The organism is Natronorubrum amylolyticum (genome assembly GCF_052040145.1).
Taxonomy (GTDB): domain Archaea; phylum Halobacteriota; class Halobacteria; order Halobacteriales; family Natrialbaceae; genus Natronorubrum.
In genome coordinates this window covers 423,412-438,104 of record NZ_JBPPFW010000003.1, presented here as the reverse complement: position 1 = coordinate 438,104, position 14,693 = coordinate 423,412, and the positions used below count along the sequence as shown (strand labels likewise).

General features: G+C 60.8%; 17 protein-coding genes and 1 tRNA gene. 5 read left to right on the top strand and 13 right to left on the bottom strand.

Going from position 1 to position 14,693, the window contains the following annotated elements; translation table 11 throughout:
* Nucleotides 1–51: 51 nt before the first annotated feature.
* The 3 genes from ACSFDB_RS13560 to ACSFDB_RS13550 all read right to left on the bottom strand — a co-directional run bounded on the left by ACSFDB_RS13560 (nucleotide 52) and on the right by ACSFDB_RS13550 (nucleotide 2,492).
* A complete protein-coding gene (locus ACSFDB_RS13560) occupies nucleotides 52–585 on the bottom strand; it encodes an Rrf2 family transcriptional regulator (protein ID WP_440764593.1) in 534 nt (177 codons plus the stop codon).
* 140 nt (nucleotides 586–725) lie between these two features.
* Nucleotides 726–1,658 carry a ZIP family metal transporter gene (locus ACSFDB_RS13555; protein WP_440771499.1) on the bottom strand — a complete coding sequence of 311 codons (933 nt, stop codon included), beginning with the start codon at nucleotides 1,656–1,658 and terminating at the stop codon, nucleotides 726–728.
* 153 nt (nucleotides 1,659–1,811) lie between these two features.
* A complete protein-coding gene (locus ACSFDB_RS13550) occupies nucleotides 1,812–2,492 on the bottom strand; it encodes a metal-dependent transcriptional regulator (protein WP_440771498.1) in 681 nt (226 codons plus the stop codon).
* An 86-nt stretch (nucleotides 2,493–2,578) separates the two neighbouring features.
* Here ACSFDB_RS13550 and rocF point away from each other — a divergent pair, with 86 nt between their 5' ends.
* Entirely contained in the window at nucleotides 2,579–3,499 is a 921-nt protein-coding gene (gene rocF, locus ACSFDB_RS13545) for an arginase (RefSeq protein WP_440771497.1), read from the top strand.
* 117 nt (nucleotides 3,500–3,616) lie between these two features.
* A complete protein-coding gene (locus tag ACSFDB_RS13540; RefSeq protein WP_440771496.1) occupies nucleotides 3,617–4,771 on the top strand; it encodes an NAD(P)/FAD-dependent oxidoreductase in 1,155 nt (384 codons plus the stop codon).
* A gap of 116 nt (nucleotides 4,772–4,887) precedes the next feature.
* Here ACSFDB_RS13540 and ACSFDB_RS13535 read toward each other — a convergent pair whose 3' ends face one another.
* Entirely contained in the window at nucleotides 4,888–5,436 is a 549-nt protein-coding gene (locus ACSFDB_RS13535; RefSeq protein ID WP_440771495.1) for an acyltransferase, read from the bottom strand.
* A gap of 306 nt (nucleotides 5,437–5,742) precedes the next feature.
* Between ACSFDB_RS13535 and ACSFDB_RS13530 the strand changes: the two genes are divergently transcribed.
* Nucleotides 5,743–6,084: a DUF7344 domain-containing protein gene (locus ACSFDB_RS13530; protein WP_440771494.1), complete on the top strand. Its 342-nt coding sequence runs from the start codon at nucleotides 5,743–5,745 to the stop codon at nucleotides 6,082–6,084.
* Between the two features lie 7 nt (nucleotides 6,085–6,091).
* Here the strand turns inward: ACSFDB_RS13530 and ACSFDB_RS13525 are convergent, their stop codons facing one another.
* The 7 genes from ACSFDB_RS13525 to ACSFDB_RS13495 all read right to left on the bottom strand — a co-directional run bounded on the left by ACSFDB_RS13525 (nucleotide 6,092) and on the right by ACSFDB_RS13495 (nucleotide 10,922).
* Nucleotides 6,092–6,907 carry an Nmad3 family putative nucleotide modification protein gene (locus ACSFDB_RS13525; RefSeq protein WP_440771493.1) on the bottom strand — a complete coding sequence of 272 codons (816 nt, stop codon included), beginning with the start codon at nucleotides 6,905–6,907 and terminating at the stop codon, nucleotides 6,092–6,094.
* Between the two features lie 141 nt (nucleotides 6,908–7,048).
* Complete coding sequence (locus tag ACSFDB_RS13520) at nucleotides 7,049–7,306, bottom strand: hypothetical protein (RefSeq protein ID WP_440771492.1); 258 nt, start codon at nucleotides 7,304–7,306, stop codon at nucleotides 7,049–7,051.
* On the bottom strand, nucleotides 7,306–7,767 hold the full coding sequence (locus tag ACSFDB_RS13515; protein ID WP_440771491.1) for a type IV pilin domain-containing protein: 462 nt from the start codon (nucleotides 7,765–7,767) through the stop codon (nucleotides 7,306–7,308). The genes ACSFDB_RS13520 and ACSFDB_RS13515 overlap by 1 nt, the downstream gene beginning before the upstream one ends.
* A gap of 412 nt (nucleotides 7,768–8,179) precedes the next feature.
* A tRNA-Pro gene (locus ACSFDB_RS13510) sits at nucleotides 8,180–8,250 on the bottom strand.
* A 98-nt stretch (nucleotides 8,251–8,348) separates the two neighbouring features.
* On the bottom strand, nucleotides 8,349–9,269 hold the full coding sequence (locus tag ACSFDB_RS13505; RefSeq protein WP_440771490.1) for an RNA-guided pseudouridylation complex pseudouridine synthase subunit Cbf5: 921 nt from the start codon (nucleotides 9,267–9,269) through the stop codon (nucleotides 8,349–8,351).
* Nucleotides 9,270–9,272: 3 nt separating this feature from the next.
* Entirely contained in the window at nucleotides 9,273–9,848 is a 576-nt protein-coding gene (gene cmk / locus ACSFDB_RS13500; RefSeq protein WP_440771489.1) for a (d)CMP kinase, read from the bottom strand.
* Nucleotides 9,849–9,977: 129 nt separating this feature from the next.
* Nucleotides 9,978–10,922: a DUF106 domain-containing protein gene (locus ACSFDB_RS13495; RefSeq protein ID WP_440771488.1), complete on the bottom strand. Its 945-nt coding sequence runs from the start codon at nucleotides 10,920–10,922 to the stop codon at nucleotides 9,978–9,980.
* A 240-nt stretch (nucleotides 10,923–11,162) separates the two neighbouring features.
* On the opposite strand from ACSFDB_RS13495, the gene ACSFDB_RS13490 reads away from it, so the two are divergent.
* Nucleotides 11,163–12,731 (top strand): DUF7289 family protein, encoded by a 1,569-nt coding sequence (locus ACSFDB_RS13490; protein WP_440771487.1) that lies wholly within the window; start codon nucleotides 11,163–11,165, stop codon nucleotides 12,729–12,731.
* Nucleotides 12,732–12,749: 18 nt separating this feature from the next.
* Here the strand turns inward: ACSFDB_RS13490 and ACSFDB_RS13485 are convergent, their stop codons facing one another.
* A complete protein-coding gene (locus ACSFDB_RS13485) occupies nucleotides 12,750–13,385 on the bottom strand; it encodes an adenylate kinase (RefSeq protein ID WP_440771486.1) in 636 nt (211 codons plus the stop codon).
* A 59-nt stretch (nucleotides 13,386–13,444) separates the two neighbouring features.
* Between ACSFDB_RS13485 and ACSFDB_RS13480 the strand changes: the two genes are divergently transcribed.
* Nucleotides 13,445–13,912, top strand: a complete 468-nt coding sequence (locus ACSFDB_RS13480) for a DUF7975 family protein (protein ID WP_440771485.1) — start codon at nucleotides 13,445–13,447, stop codon at nucleotides 13,910–13,912.
* A 48-nt stretch (nucleotides 13,913–13,960) separates the two neighbouring features.
* On the opposite strand, the gene ACSFDB_RS13475 is transcribed toward ACSFDB_RS13480, so the two are convergent.
* Nucleotides 13,961–14,257, bottom strand: coding sequence for an amphi-Trp domain-containing protein (locus ACSFDB_RS13475; protein WP_440771484.1), 297 nt, complete (start codon nucleotides 14,255–14,257; stop codon nucleotides 13,961–13,963).
* Between the last annotated feature and the right edge of the window lie 436 nt (nucleotides 14,258–14,693).

Genomic DNA, 14,693 nt, shown 5'->3' with positions numbered 1-14,693 from the left:
GATACTCTCGAGTATGGGGTACGCTACGAAAGGTCGAGAACTGTAGACGGCTCAGTGTGCGGGCTCTTCGGCGGGCGCAACCATGTCTTCGATTCGCAAGATGAGAATGTTGTTGGTGTCGTCCTTGCCGTCGACGCGGCCCTCGATGACCAGTTTCGACAGCGGCGTTGGGCCGACGATGACCGAGTCGTCCTCGTGAATCTCGCCCATCGAGCCCTGCATGTGAATCTCTGCGCGGCAGAGTTCGGGGTGGTGGACGCTCGAGAGGTCGATCTCCTCGACGATGACGTCCTGGACGGGGTTGCCCTCGTGCTCGAGCGGGACGGAAGCGGGATCATCCATCTGCTGGATCTCGAGGGCTTCGTAGGCTGCGGCGGTCGGCTTGTAGCCACCTTTCGGACCTGGTACACCTTCGACCAGCTGCAGGGCCTTGAGACTCTGCATCTGGTTGCGGATCGTTCCGGGGTTCCGGTCGACCTGCTCGGCGATGTCCTCGCCTTTGATCGCGGATTCGGACTCCTTGTGGAGATTTGTCAATGCGCGGAGAATCTTCTTCTGGCTGGGGGTGAGTTCGATGGATGACATACTATGATGTTCGTAATTGATTTCCTTAAATCCGACGGGTATGTCGGGCTGATACACTCAGATTTTGCTGTTTGAACCGGTCATAGTAAGGCGTTTGGATTCGTCGGTCGTCGGTCGTCTAACCGACGGTGATCGACGGATTACGCCGGTACCAGCCACCCCTCGAGGACTAGGTCCGTGAGCACGTCCTCGAGGAAGAACATGAGGGCGAAGCCGAACGAGAACGTCGCGGCGTTGACCCGGGTGATGACGGCTTCTGCATCGAACCGGATGAGTTCCGCGACCTCGATGAGCACCTGCAGGATCGCACCGATCGCGATGGCATAGAACAGGACCGCGAGCAGAGTAGACTGGGCGAAGCTACCGATCCAGCCGCCGAAAATAACGGTCCCCCCGGCGATGGTACCCATCGCGACGAAGTGGTATAGCGGCGGCGTTGCCCTGTCGCGAGCGACGGCGGCGACGATGGTCGGACCTTCCATCACGTTGTGCATCACGAACGCCAAGACGAGCAACATCACCAGCGACGCGTCACCGGCGACGTAGGCGACGCCGATGCCGAGCCCCTCACCGAGACTGTGCAGGCCGAGCGCGAGTGCGACCAGATAGGCGATCTCGAGGCCGCTTTTCTGCTGGTCCGCCATCTTGCGCTGACGCCACTCGCTGGCGGCGTACATGACGAGGAACGTCCCCCCGACGCCGACGACGGCCAGCGCGGCAGCGAGGCCGGTACTCTCGGCGGCAGCGCTGTACTCGAAGACCTCTTCGGTCATCTCGACGGCGATGAATACGAGGACACCGGCAGCGAGCGCCATGAAGGCGTGTAAGTACCGCGGATCGAGATCGCGAATGAACGGAAACCAGAGCATCCCGATCAACACCGGAATGATTCCGGCGATTGCTCCGATTATCGTCAGCATCCAGAGCATATCGGCCGTGCTCGCTTCGTCCACGCTTCCGAGGTCGCCGAACGGCGAAGTGAGATAGAGCGCTCCGAAAATGGCCCCGAAGACGAGGAGGGGACCGATCGCTAACAGCCAGCGGGGCAGGTCGTGTATTGACCGATCCGTCATCGTAAACCGTCACCTCCAGCAACACGCACTCGAGTCGTCATTACACATCGATTAGAGGCGTCTAAACTTATACCTTTTCCACGCACTTTCCGTTAGATTGAATCTAAACAAACATCCCGATCGGTTTTGTGTACGAATATGGGCCGTTCCCTGCTATTGTTCGATCTCCGCTCCTCGAGCCACGCGCACGTGGTGGGCGACGGAATCGGGGAGCGAAACCGACTCGTCGTGCTCGCTCGAGCGCGCCGTAATCATGCCGAAGGGTGCGACCTCGACGATCTCGAGTTCGACCCCGGGTTCGACGCCGTGATCGGCGAGGTAGGAGAGGACGTCCGCGTCACGGTCGGCGACCTCTTCGACGACGACGACATCTCCCTCCTCGAACTCGGTGACGGATTTGCCGTCGGGACGCTCCGGCGGCTCGAGGTCGGCGCTGGGGATCGGCGAGCCGTGGGGGTCGACCGTCGGCTGGCCCAGCGCGTCCGCCACGCGGGCCTCGAAATCCTCGCTAATGTGGTGTTCCAGCCGGTCGGCTTCCTCGTGGACCTCCGCCCAGTCGTAGTCTAAGTGTTCGGTGAGGTAGGCCTCGAGCAGCCGATGGTGGCGGACGACCTCGAGGGCGACGGTCTCGCCCTCGTCGGTCAGCGTGACGCCGCGGTACTTCTCGCGGTCGACGAAGCCCCGTTCCTCGAGTTTGTCGAGCATGCTCGTGACGGTCGGCGACGTGACGTCTAGCTCCTCGGCGATGGCCGACGTCTTGATCCGCTCGTCGGTCTCGCGCTGGAGCTGATAGATCGCCTTGAGGTAGTCTTCCATCACGTCGCTCAGCATCATTCTGTACGAGATTTAGGGCCATCTAACCCTAAATCTGTCGCCGTCTCGACCGTCACCATCAAATCGCCCCGTCGTAAACTGGACGTATGGGCACGACTGTCAGAATCATCGGTGCGCCGATGGACTACGGCGCGGATCGTCGCGGAGTCGACATGGGACCGTCCGCCATTCGGTACGCGGGGCTGGCCGACAGACTCGAGCGGGCGGGGGTCGATCCGATCGATTCGGGGGACCTCGAGATCCCGCGAGCCGAAGAACGGGACCCGGACGCCGGTGGACCGAGCCGCGGGAACGCGAAGTTCCTCCGGGAGGTCGAAGACGTCTGTACGCGGCTGGGGGACCAGGTCGCGGAGACGCTCGCCGACGGCGAGTTTCCGCTCGTCCTCGGCGGCGATCACTCGGTCGCCATCGGATCGATGCACGGGGCCGCTCGAGACGCCGATCTCGGTGCGATCTGGTTCGACGCCCACGCCGACCTGAACACGCCCGAGACCTCGCCCAGCGGAAACGTTCACGGGATGCCCCTCGCCGCGACGCTCGGCCACGGTGCGTTCGAGGGGATGGACTGGGCCCACGCGCCGCGCGTCCGGGAAGAATCGATCGCGTACGTCGGCCTCCGCAGCATCGACGAGCGCGAACGCGAACTCGTCCGGGAGAGCGAGATGACGGCGTTTACGATGGCTGATATCGACGAACGTGGCATGACGGCCGTCGTCGAGGACGCACTCGACGTCGCAACCGCCGGCACCGACGGCGTCCACGTCAGCCTCGACCTCGACTGGCTCGATCCCAAAGCGGCCCCCGGCGTCGGGACGCCCGTCCGTGGGGGCGTCACCTATCGGGAAGCCCACGCCGCACTCGAGACCGTCTCCGAGCGCCACGATAGCGACGGAATCCTTCGGTCGATGGACGTCGTCGAAGTGAACCCGATCCTCGACGAGGGGAACGAAACGGCGACGCTCGGAGCCGAACTGACCGCAAGCGCGTTCGGAAACAGAATTCTCTGAGTTCGACACCTGTCAGGAGTCCGATTTTCTGGAGCCCGAACACTGAGGAGTGAGAACACGCCACAACTCGATGCGTGTTCCAACACCTTTGTATCGTAGTGTATCAGACTGTCGAATATGACTGAGAACGTCGTCGTGCTCGGTGCTGGCTATGCCGGTGCTGGTGCGATCAACAAGCTCCAATCGGAGCTCGGGGGCAACGCGCGGCTAACGTGGATCGCAGACGTCGACTATCATCTCGTCTTGCACGAATCCCACCGCGTGATCCGTAATCCGAACGTCCGTTCGGACATCACGTTCCCGGTTGAAGATATCGCCGACCCGTCGACCCGGTTCGTCAAGGACGAGGTCACGGGTCTCGACGTCGACGAACAGGTCGTCGAACTCGCCGATAGCGACGACGTGGAGTACGATTACGTCCTCGTCGGTCTCGGCAGCCAGACCGCCTACTACGGCATCCCCGGTCTCGAGGACCACTCGCTGACGCTGAAGAGCCTCGACGACGCCCTCGAGATCCACGAGGCCATCAAGGAAGCCAGTCAGGCCGCCACCCGCGGCGAACCCGCACAGGTCGTCATCGGCGGTGCCGGTCTCTCGGGCATCCAGACCGCCGGCGAAATCGCCGAGTTCCGCGACAACCACCGCGCGCCGATCGAGATTCACCTCGTCGAGGCGCTCGAAGAGATCTTCCCCGGGAACGATCCGGAAGTCCAGCAGGCGCTGCGCGACCTCCTCGAGGAAGCCGGCGTCCAGATCCACACGGACGACCCGATCACCGAAGCGAACGAAGACGTCATCGAGTTCGACGCGGGCGAACCGCTCGAACACGACGTGCTCGTCTGGACCGGTGGCATCACGGGCCGCGACGCGATGGACGACGTCGACCTCGAGAACGAACACAACCGCGTGAACACGGAAGCGAACTTCCAGACCTCCAACGAGCGCGTCTTCGCCATCGGCGACTCGGCGATCATCGATCAGGGCGACCAGCCCGCACCGCCGACCGCACAGGCTGCCTGGCAGGCCGCCGAGGTCGCCGGCGAAAACATCTCGCGTGCCATCGAGAACCGCCCCCTCAAGACCTGGGAATACAACGACAAAGGGACCGTCGTTTCCGTCGGCGAGAAGGCCGTCGCCCACGACGTGCAGATGCTCCCCGTCGACACCTTCGGCGGCTTCCCCGCGAAGAACCTGAAGAAGATGATTGCCGCCCGCTGGATCGCGGACATCACCTCCTGGAACGTTGCCCGGAAGTCCTGGTCGTCGCTGTAAGCTGGTCGGTCACCCGTTCCGGTCGCTCGAGAGTATCGTTTTCACGCTGTTGATTCGTTGCGAGGAAATCGTCTCATACCTGCGGACGGATACGCGCGCCTCAGAAGCGTCCCGTCTCAGTCTCCGGTTTTGCCGTCGTCGCTCTCCGCAGCATCGTCGTCTCGCGATCCCATCGGTTCGGCCGGAACGCCCGCAACTGTCGTCTCCGGCGGCACGTCCCTCGTCACGAGCGAGTTCGCCGCGACGCGTGCGTCCGCACCGATCTCGACGCCCGGGAGTACGATGGCCCCGGCACCGATCATCGCCCGCTCGCCGATCCGGACCTCCCCCGTCCGATACTCGTCCTGCAGGAACTCATGACAGAGGATCGTGGCGTCGTAGCCCACGATCGCCTCGGCTTCGACGGTAATCAGTTCGGGCCAGAAGACGTCCGGCGTGGCCTCGAGTCCCCAGGAGACGCCCGGACCGACGGTGACGCCGAGCCGTCGGAGGAGCCACCGTTTGAGTTGCAGACTCGGCGAGATCCGCACGAGCCAGACGATGACGTACGACATCGCGACTCGAAGCGGGTTGCGAGCACGAGTCCAGTCAGCGAGCGAGTTCCCCGGTCCCGGCGTTGGATGGCGCCGGACGCGGTCGTGGCGGGACGGCGTCTCGTCAGTCACTGGCTGGTGATATGACCTATCACTACATGAAACCGACCGGTCGTTGTCGGGGCCTCGCTGAACCTGACATCGGTTCCGGTCCAGACCGTCGGGAGTGCAGAGTCGGGTTGTGATCGGCGTCAACTTACTGCGGTCTGCTCCCTGCGTTTCGTTTCGGAATCCCGCGGCACAATCCGTTACGGGAAACGCGATAATAGTAATAAACAATCACTGATCATTGACCGTTCGTTTTCCAGATAATATAGTTGAGGACCCAACCAGTTAGGGCCAACCGTTGTTTCGGATGCGGACATTGTGGTGGACGTAATGTCGCTTCAACGGGATACCCTCGAGCCGGAGACGGTCTATTCACTACTCGCCAACCGAGTCCGTGGGTATTTGCTTAGCTATCTATCGGTTACCGATCGGACGACGGTGTCGGAAGCCGCCCAGCGGATCACCGACTGGCAATGCGAGACATCGGCAACGACGTTCGAATCGGATCAGACGGCCGTTCTCGTCCAGTTGATCCACAACCACTTGCCGCGGCTCAGTCAGTACGATATCGTCGAGTACGACCGCTCGAGTGAGGAGATCACTCCCGGCTCGAACTTCGAGGCGGTAGCACCGTACGTCTCGGAGCTCGAGATCTCGATTGAGCACCAGTGACGCCCTGTTAGGCGGCGTCGACCGCCGCGTCGTCGGCGGTTCGCTCGCCGGGGACGCCGACGTGCCGGCGGAACGCATCCCCGGAGAGTCCGCAACGATAGGCCGGCTTGTACATCATATTCTTGCCACCAGCGCGAACGTCGAACGCGCTCGCGATCGACTCTCGTAGATAGTACTGTGCCCGTTCGTTCCCGGACTTGACGTAGTACTCCGAAAGCTGAATCGGGTGTCGATCGAACAGGCCACCGGGTTCGCGGCCGTCGATCAGTACGACCGGTTTCTCGAGGTAGCACTCGCCGTCGCGGGCGCGTTTGGTGTGGGCGTTGTCCGGATGCGCGGCGAGGATCGATTCGCGCTCGTCCCGGGGCATATCGGGCGTGACGACGTCGACTCGATCCACTGTGAAGTAGCCGATCAGGTAGCGATGAGCACGGTCGCCGTCGGGGCGGCGCAGGCCGGCGTAGAAGCCGACGATGTCGCCCGACTCGAGCGCGCGCAGCCTCGAGACGTAGCCGCTAGTGCGGTGTTCACCGTAGGTTAGGGCCTCGAAATTCGGGTCGTGGTGGAATGGCCAGGACTCGAGTTCGTCACCGGTGACGGTCCGGTCGGCGTCGCCGATCGGCTGGGGTGTGATCCGGCTCGTGAGGTCTACGGCGGTTCCGTCGGTCGCACGGAGGTCCCACGAACCGAGCGTGGCAGTCTCGTCCGTCTCGCAAGTCTTCTCGGGAATCGGGACGTACTCGAAGCGCCCGTCGTCGTACAATGGTCCGAGGGCGCCCAGATTCGTGCTGTCCGCACCGACTCCGGCCAGAACCACCGTCATTAGTCGTTCGTGGGGATGGCTGGGACGTAAAGTCGACGGTCGCGGGAGCACGGGGCTCGACGATCGACGGAGACTGTGAGCGGAAGTATCCGACGCCGTAGGTACCGCTCTCGAATCGATCGAACTCCGGCCACACGGACACTACCGGGCGGACGATCGAGCCGAGTAAAACAGGGGAACGAGCAAGACGAGAAAGAGACAGCCCATTACGGCGATCCCGATCCAAATCGTCGACAGCCACGTTTCGGGGACCACGCCGGCCAACTCGAGCACCCAGAGGAGGCTGTAGCCACCGACGATGACGAGCGAGCAGACGTAGAGACGGAGTCCCCAACCGACGACGTGGTACAGGGTCGTCTTCGTCACCTGCGGTGGAACCAACTCTTCGAGCCCGAACATCAGAGTGTCACCGTCCGGTCGAAGACGCGCGTCTCGGCATCGTTGTACTGGGCGACGGCGACGATTCGAACGTCGACATCGCGTGGCATCGCCGAATCGACAGCTTTGCGGACCGTCACGGTGTCGCCCATCGCGTCTACGTGGTCGATCCGCTCTGCGGTCCCGTTCGGGCTTCCGTCGATGATCGTCGACGCGCCGTCGGTCGTCGCCATGATCTCGACGCGTTCGGCGCGGGTCATCGACGTCACCTCGAGGGTGACGAACCCATTGGTCTCGTCTCGAACCACCGTGCTCGTCTCGATCGTTGCGTTCGGTTCGGTCTCGCCCTCGAGATCGCTCTCGGCACCGATGAGGATCGTCCCCACGGCGGCCGAACAGAGCACCGTTACCCCGACGAGGAGCAGTCCGGCGACGATTGGACTGATGGCGCGGTCGATCGGTGACTCGAGCGAGATACGCATCGGATTCGATACCTGTTGCCAGTCATGGCAGTACGTGCGCTTGAATCTATTTGCCGCGAGCGAGACGCGAGGGATGGAGGGTCACACGCGCGTGTCGTTCACTCGAGACTCGGTGATCGTCCTCGACGGAACCTCACGTCTTTCCGTCTGTCCAACTGTTGGATCTGTGCGCGAGCACGAGATCCCCTCGAGTGTTGCCATCCGCGAACTCATCGAGAATGTCCTGGTCGCTCGTCGTCGGCGCTTCGCGCCGACTGCTCGAGGGATCAGAGATCCCTCGCTGGCTGCGACTTGCGTGCTCAATTCTCCGTTCTTTCCAGAGTACTGCTGCTCACGAGTTTGTTCGCGGCAGAATATGGGACCGCGGTCGCAGCGAAGCTGCTCCCTGATTCCAATTTTGCGACGCAAAATATGGGACCGCCGAGAATTGAACTCGGGTCCTACGGACCCCATCCGCAGAGGATACCACTACCCCACGGTCCCGTATCTTGGTGGATGCCCGTCTGCTGTTTAAGCGTGTCGTTTCGGCTCGACTCCCGGCAGGAAACGGTACCAATAGCTACGCTCGAGCGACACCTATCTCAAACCAGCACGCGCTCGAGCGACACCACAACCCCACGATCCGCATCGGCATTGCCCACGAACTCACCCAAACATACCGCAGCCTTGTTCGGCGTGTAACAGGCGACGAGATCACCCTGCCGAATACCGTCGTCGACCGCGAGTACACCCGGCGCATACACGGGTGCCCCGTTGGCCACCTCTCGAGCCGCGTTCTCTGCGATCGTGATCGACGGAATATCCTCGAGAATCCGTTCGGCCGGATCGACCACCTCGAAGAGGGGGTCGGGATCGTCGTCCTCGATCCAGAAGGCGAGCGCGTCCAGGAAGTCGGACGTACTGTGGAGGTCGCTGTCGTCGAACGGGGTAGTAGCCGATCGACGCAAGTGGCCCATGTGCCCGCCGGTTCCGAGCGCGAGGCCCAGGTCGTGACAGAGTTTGCGGACGTAGGTCCCGCTCTCGCAGCGGATCCGCAGGAGGACCTGCCGATCGTCGGCCTCGAGCACCTCGAGATCGTATATTTCGCGGACGCGCAGGCGTCGCGAGACCGCACTTTTGCGCGGCGGCTTCTGGTAGATCGGCCCCTCGAACTCGGCGACGACCGATTCGACGTCCGCCGGCACCGGTGCGTGACACTCGAGGACGGCGATGTACTCCTTCGATCCCTCGAGGAAGACCTGTGCCAGTCGGGTCGCCTCACCGAGCATGAGGGGAAGACAGCCGGTCACCTTGGGATCGAGGGTTCCAGCGTGAGCGGCTTGCTCGAGCATCGCGTCGGCGCCGCGTTCGGCGAGCGTTTCAGCGACCGAATCGCGCAACCAGCCGCTCACCTGATGTGAGGAGGGGCCGGGCGGCTTGTCGAGGTTGACGACGCCGAACGTGAGCAGTTCTACGGGCGAGCGGTCGTCAGGCGGGCCGCGGAGACGAGGACGATCAGCCATCGTTCAGAACTCGTACTCGATCGGGATCGGTGCCTGACCCTCGTCGCCAGCAGCCTCGTACTCCCCGACGGCGGTGACGAGCATGTCGAGCACGGCATCGGGCTCCCAGCGGGCGGTGTTCACCGAGAGATCGTAGATCGTCAGATCCTGGATATCGATACCATAGTACTCCTGATAGCGCTTGGCCTCGCTGGCCTCACGGGCTTTCGTCTCCTCCGTCGCACGGGCGGGGTCTTTCTCCTCCCGCTCGGCGATCCGTTCGCCGCGAACCCGTGCCGGTGCGTCGAGCCAGAACCGGAAGTCAGCCTGTTCGCCGGCCAGCCAGCCCGCGAGCCGGGACTCGAGGACTAGATCGTCCTCCTCGACGGCGATTTCGCGGAGCCGACGGTCCAGATCGCGGTCGATTTGGTCGTTCTCCTCGGCGAGTTTGTTGAACTCGAGGGGGGTGTAGCCGCGTTCGTCGGCCAACTCCCGAAAGATGTCGCCGCCGCTGACGTGATCGAGATCGAACGCGTCGGCGAGCAACGCCGCGGTCGTGCTCTTCCCGCTCCCTGGCGGGCCGGAGACGGTGAGTAACATAGTCGAACTGCGCGGTGACTGGTAAAATGGGTTTTGAATCGCTCGACAGAGCACGAACGTATCCCCGAACGAACGAGGAGTCGCCGAACTGAAAAAAGCCGGACCGTCGAAATCGATTTTCCGAGGGGGTCAGGCCCCGGACGGCGTCATATCGATGTTCAGCGCCTTGCGCAACAGCTGCGTAAAGCCCATCGAGCACAGGAAGTACCAGACAATCCAGGCCGGCATCGGGCCGAGCAAGCCGGCGTTCCAACTCGTCTCGCCGATCAGCGGCATAACGACGGTGCCGTCGATACCGACGCCGTGGATCTTCCAGTACATCCAGAGGAACAGTGGAATGGTAAAGAGCATGATCCAGACCATCGGTCGCAGCTGCTCTTTGAACATGCCGAGGTTCTCGGCCATGGCTTCCATCTGCTCTTCGCGGACCTTCTCGAGTTCCTCGTCGAGACGTTCGATTTCGGCCTCACTCGCGCCGCGCTCTTCGGCCTCTTTTTTGGCCTCGCGAGCGTCTTTCTGTTTCTCCTGCATCGCCTTCATCCGCTGTTGGTACTTCCCCATGATCTCCGGGTTCATGAGGTTCGCCTGCAGGAGCGTCGAGTACAGGCCCGTCAACAGCGCCACCGAGAGAATTACACCGTAAAACGGGAGCGCGGCGTCGAGCGGGCCCAGTGCCATATCGAGCGCCCCGCCGACCGTATCACGAACGGACTCGATCCAGTAGCCGAACATCAACAGGAGCGAGCCCACGCCGGCCAGTTTGTCCCACTGTGACCACGACGATTCTTCGGCGTCGATATCGACGTCGGTGTCGTAGCTCTTGGTGTCACCGTCGCCGTCGAGCGCCTGATCGTAGGCCTCGCGATCGGTGATCTCGAACCCTTCGTCGCCGTCGACTAATACTCCTTTTTCGATCAGTCGGCCCCATTGTCCGCTCGTAAGCTCCTCGCGGACGTCGGCCCACTCGACCTCGCCCCCGTTTCGATCGGCCGCCTCGCGAATGGCCTCGAGGGCGTCCGTCATCGAAGAATCCTCGCGGACGAGGTCGTTGATCTTCTCCGCTGTACGCGTCATCTGTGTTGGGCTAGGGTACGTTCGGTATACAAGTGTTTATCTTCGGCCGGCACTCGAGCGAGCCACCCGGAATCCCGTCGCACCTCACAGGTAGTACCTGTGACAGTTTTTCGTCCAGGTCCGAAATCGTGACTCCGACGGCGTTACTCGCCGAAAATACCGCCTATGAACGAATATAAACGATTCAGAAGTATTTGACCTACCGACATTACTATTATCCATATTGTCAAGATAGCGCTCATGAGTATTCCGTTCGGGCGTGGGGCAATTACACCGTCACGGAGAGGGCAATCGACGGTGCTGGGGATCGTCCTGTTGATCGGGATGGTCGCGGCCGGCAGTATCGGTATTCTTCTCGTTGCTGGCGATTCGATCTCCGAGATCGAGCACGAGTCCGAACAGGATCGTGTCGAGAGTGCGTTCGTCCAACTGAGCCAGCAGATGTCATCGGCGTCGTCGAATAGTGATGTACCCCGTACGATGGACATGGATATTGGAGACAGTGGTGCCGTCGTGATGAGTGATACCGGGAATCTTCGGATCCAGGGCGGTGACGTTGACGAGAACATCTCGATCGGTGCGATCGAGTACACCGGTGACGACGGAACCAAAATTGCATATCAGTCGGGTGGTGTTTTCCGTGAGACGGGGTCCGAAACTCGAGTCGTTTCAGCACCACCGCTCCAGTACGATGCTGACTCGGAGACGCTTTCGTTTCCGATTATTAAGACCCGAGGCGAGGCAGAACTCAATTCCGGCGATATCAGTGTAACTCATTACGATACCAACTCGATGCAAAACGCGAGCCTCGTCGAGAACGATACGGTGACAGTCGAAGTGACGAGCGAATACTATCGCGGCTGGGAAGATTATTTTGAACAACAGGGTGGTGCGACAACCGTTCAAGATGTTGAAGTTCACGACGATGAGAGTGGGACTGTGACGGCCGAATTCGGATTCCACGAAATCTCGGACGCGTTTAGAACGGGTGCGATCTATGCAACTGATTTCGAAACCGGTGGTAACGCCGACATCGAAGATAACATGACCACCAAGGCTGCGTATCCCTCATTGAGTGATCAAATTGACGTTACGGTTAACGATGCGATAGACGGTGAATTTGACGGCGAACCAGTCACGTATCTCGGTGTAGACGGACAGGAAGAGGACAATTACAACAACTTCAGCGACGACGAAAGACGAGTCGATAGCGAACATACTCTCGGTGAGGGTGTCTACTTCACCGAGGAAATTGTAGACGAAGAAACAGCCCATCTTGACTTCGATTTATCTAAAGGAAATGCGACACTCATTGTTAATGGCACAATTGAGGCAAACGGTCGAACAATTACAGTCAGCGAGAACGAAAATAACCTGAACATCTACGCGACCGGCAACTATAACGGTGACAATGGTGGTGTGACCTGTGTCAACACTGATGACAATTGTCAGGATGATGTTGACGGAACCTCCATCCAATTAGTACTATCCGAGGATTCGTCGGTTGACATCGGTCCCGGTGGCAATGCGAGGTTCGAAGGAGTCATTTATGCTGGCGGAACGCGAGGAGACTGGAACGACCGGCGAACTGGGCAGTGTTCGAGCCAGATCTGTATTCATTCTAATCCATCTTTCTACGGTTCAGTGGTTGCAGCGTCTGTCGACGTACAAGCGGCTGCGACGGATTTCAATTACGACGAAAATCTCCAGGAAGCAGACCTCTCTATATACCCTTATCCCGATGCACTTCCGCCCCAGATCACCTACCTCAACGTCGCTGAACATCAGGTCGACATCGAGGGTAACTAAAAACTTACAAAAGCCGACTTACGCCGCGTCTTCGATCGTCGCCTTCACGTCGTCCCAGACCTGATCGGGTGCTTGTTCGCCGTTGATGCGCTCGAGCGAGCCCTCCTCCTCGTAAAACTCGATAACCGGCTCAGTGTTCTCCCGGAACACGCGAAGTCGCTCTTTGACGGTCTCCTCGGTGTCGTCGTCGCGCTGCTCGAGTCGGGCCTCCACGTCGGGATCCTCCGGCGGGTTGTACTCGATGTGGTAGATGTCACCAGTTTCGGGATCCATCCGACGACCGGTGAGTCGGTGGACGAGTTCGTCCTCGCCGACGTCGAGGTAGAGAACGACGTCCAGCTCGGTCATCCCCTCGAGTTCCTCGGCCTGCTCGATGTTCCGCGGGTAGCCGTCGAGAACGAAGCCGTCGGCCTGCGAGAGGGCCTCGTCGACGATGGCGTTGACCACGTCGTCGGGGACGAGCTCGCCCTGGTCCATGTACTCTCGTGGCGTGTCGTACTCGGTGTCCATCTCCGAGATGTCCATGTCCTTGTTCGCCCGGAGCGCGTCACCGGTGGTGATATGTTCGACGTCGAATTCTTCGGTGATCTTTGCACTCTGGGTCCCCTTGCCTGCCCCGGGCGCCCCCAGGATCAGAATTCGTGGCTGTGCCATATTCGCTCGTTCACCGGCGTCACATAAAGGCTTAAAGAAACGCGCACATCTACTGCGGTATGACGCGTTTCGAGGCAACCGATCCGGCGGAGCGACGAGCGTTGTACGTCGACGCCATCACGGCGCATCGACGTCGAGGGAGCGAATTTTTGACCCTCGAGGTCGACAGTGAGGTGTTCGAGAGCGATGGTGATGATGGAACCTTCGAGGACGACGGCGGGGACGAAAACGACGACGGCACCGACGACCGACTCGATCCGGAACTCGGTCTCCCCTGGATTCAGTTCGGCGACGGAACGATCAACGTCGACTGTACCGATACGGAGCTCGAGACCCTCAAGACCGTCCTCGGCGAGTTTCCGGCGTTCAAGATCGACGAAATCCACCGGCCGGACGACGCCGAAGGCGTCAACGTCCGTATCAGTGCGAAAGCGGATCCCAACCGGATCGCTCAGTGCCTCGACGCGATCTTCCAGCGAGTCTACGAACTCCCGGACGACGTTCGTATCTGGGTCGTAGAGATCTGACTCGGCGCCCGTTGTGAGAGCGTCTCGAGGCTGGCGACGATCCGGCAGTTACTCGATCGAGAGCGTTCCGTCGCCAGCTTCCTCCCCGTCTCCGCCTTCGTCCCACTCGAGTTCGAACTCGAGGCCGAGCTCGCCCGGTCCGTCGGGCGCCGAACTCGACGTCTCTCGTTCGGCTTTGATCTCGAACGTCGGCTGAGCAGGCGGGTTCATCGTTACCGACTCGCCGCCCGCCTCGAGCGAGATCGAGTCGCCGCTCTCTAGGCTATCGGCGACGGTTCGGAGGTAGTCAGCGATCTCGGCGCGTTCCATTCGCTGTTCGAACTTGAAGAGGACCTCTTCTGGCATATGTAACCGTACGTGATCAACGGTATAGAACGTTCCGCAGACTGTGGTCCCAGACGTAGCCCGTTTTCGTCTCGATCATGACACCACGGGAGCGCGCGCGAGCGAATTACCACGTGGTACGACGGGGATTGATGTGACGTTGCGGTTTCTCCCTCGCTCGCGATCCGAACACGTTCGCTTTCGGGCGAACATTCTCCGAATAGCTGTCCGATCGAAGACACGAATTCCGCCCCACAGCGATAGAAAAAAGGTCTCTCCCCCAAAGCGGATGTTGAGGGACTGAGAAATAGTGGCAAGGGTCACCGCGTCGGAACAGCAATATCCGCGGTAGCAGTGGACGACGAGACCGATTCGATCGGGTCGTTTCCAAATAGATAAGTGCCCCCGGCCATCATCGTCCGACATATAAGCGGTATACAAACGAGGTGAATACAAT

What these genes read in the sequence shown, in the direction of transcription:
- ACSFDB_RS13555 (WP_440771499.1), bottom strand. Translation starts at nt 1,658, where the DNA reads ATGACGGATCGGTCAATACACGACCTGCCCCGCTGGCTGTTAGCGATC.
- ACSFDB_RS13520 (WP_440771492.1), bottom strand. Translation starts at nt 7,306, where the DNA reads ATGTTCGGGCTCGAAGAGTTGGTTCCACCGCAGGTGACGAAGACGACC.
- ACSFDB_RS13515 (WP_440771491.1), bottom strand. Translation starts at nt 7,767, where the DNA reads ATGCGTATCTCGCTCGAGTCACCGATCGACCGCGCCATCAGTCCAATC.
- ACSFDB_RS13530 (WP_440771494.1), top strand. Translation starts at nt 5,743, where the DNA reads ATGTCGCTTCAACGGGATACCCTCGAGCCGGAGACGGTCTATTCACTA.
- ACSFDB_RS13480 (WP_440771485.1), top strand. Translation starts at nt 13,445, where the DNA reads ATGACGCGTTTCGAGGCAACCGATCCGGCGGAGCGACGAGCGTTGTAC.
- ACSFDB_RS13540 (WP_440771496.1), top strand. Translation starts at nt 3,617, where the DNA reads ATGACTGAGAACGTCGTCGTGCTCGGTGCTGGCTATGCCGGTGCTGGT.
- cmk (WP_440771489.1), bottom strand. Translation starts at nt 9,848, where the DNA reads ATGTTACTCACCGTCTCCGGCCCGCCAGGGAGCGGGAAGAGCACGACC.
- ACSFDB_RS13560 (WP_440764593.1), bottom strand. Translation starts at nt 585, where the DNA reads ATGTCATCCATCGAACTCACCCCCAGCCAGAAGAAGATTCTCCGCGCA.
- ACSFDB_RS13475 (WP_440771484.1), bottom strand. Translation starts at nt 14,257, where the DNA reads ATGCCAGAAGAGGTCCTCTTCAAGTTCGAACAGCGAATGGAACGCGCC.
- ACSFDB_RS13525 (WP_440771493.1), bottom strand. Translation starts at nt 6,907, where the DNA reads ATGACGGTGGTTCTGGCCGGAGTCGGTGCGGACAGCACGAATCTGGGC.
- rocF (WP_440771497.1), top strand. Translation starts at nt 2,579, where the DNA reads ATGGGCACGACTGTCAGAATCATCGGTGCGCCGATGGACTACGGCGCG.
- ACSFDB_RS13485 (WP_440771486.1), bottom strand. Translation starts at nt 13,385, where the DNA reads ATGGCACAGCCACGAATTCTGATCCTGGGGGCGCCCGGGGCAGGCAAG.
- ACSFDB_RS13495 (WP_440771488.1), bottom strand. Translation starts at nt 10,922, where the DNA reads ATGACGCGTACAGCGGAGAAGATCAACGACCTCGTCCGCGAGGATTCT.
- ACSFDB_RS13550 (WP_440771498.1), bottom strand. Translation starts at nt 2,492, where the DNA reads ATGATGCTGAGCGACGTGATGGAAGACTACCTCAAGGCGATCTATCAG.
- ACSFDB_RS13490 (WP_440771487.1), top strand. Translation starts at nt 11,163, where the DNA reads ATGAGTATTCCGTTCGGGCGTGGGGCAATTACACCGTCACGGAGAGGG.
- ACSFDB_RS13505 (WP_440771490.1), bottom strand. Translation starts at nt 9,269, where the DNA reads ATGGCTGATCGTCCTCGTCTCCGCGGCCCGCCTGACGACCGCTCGCCC.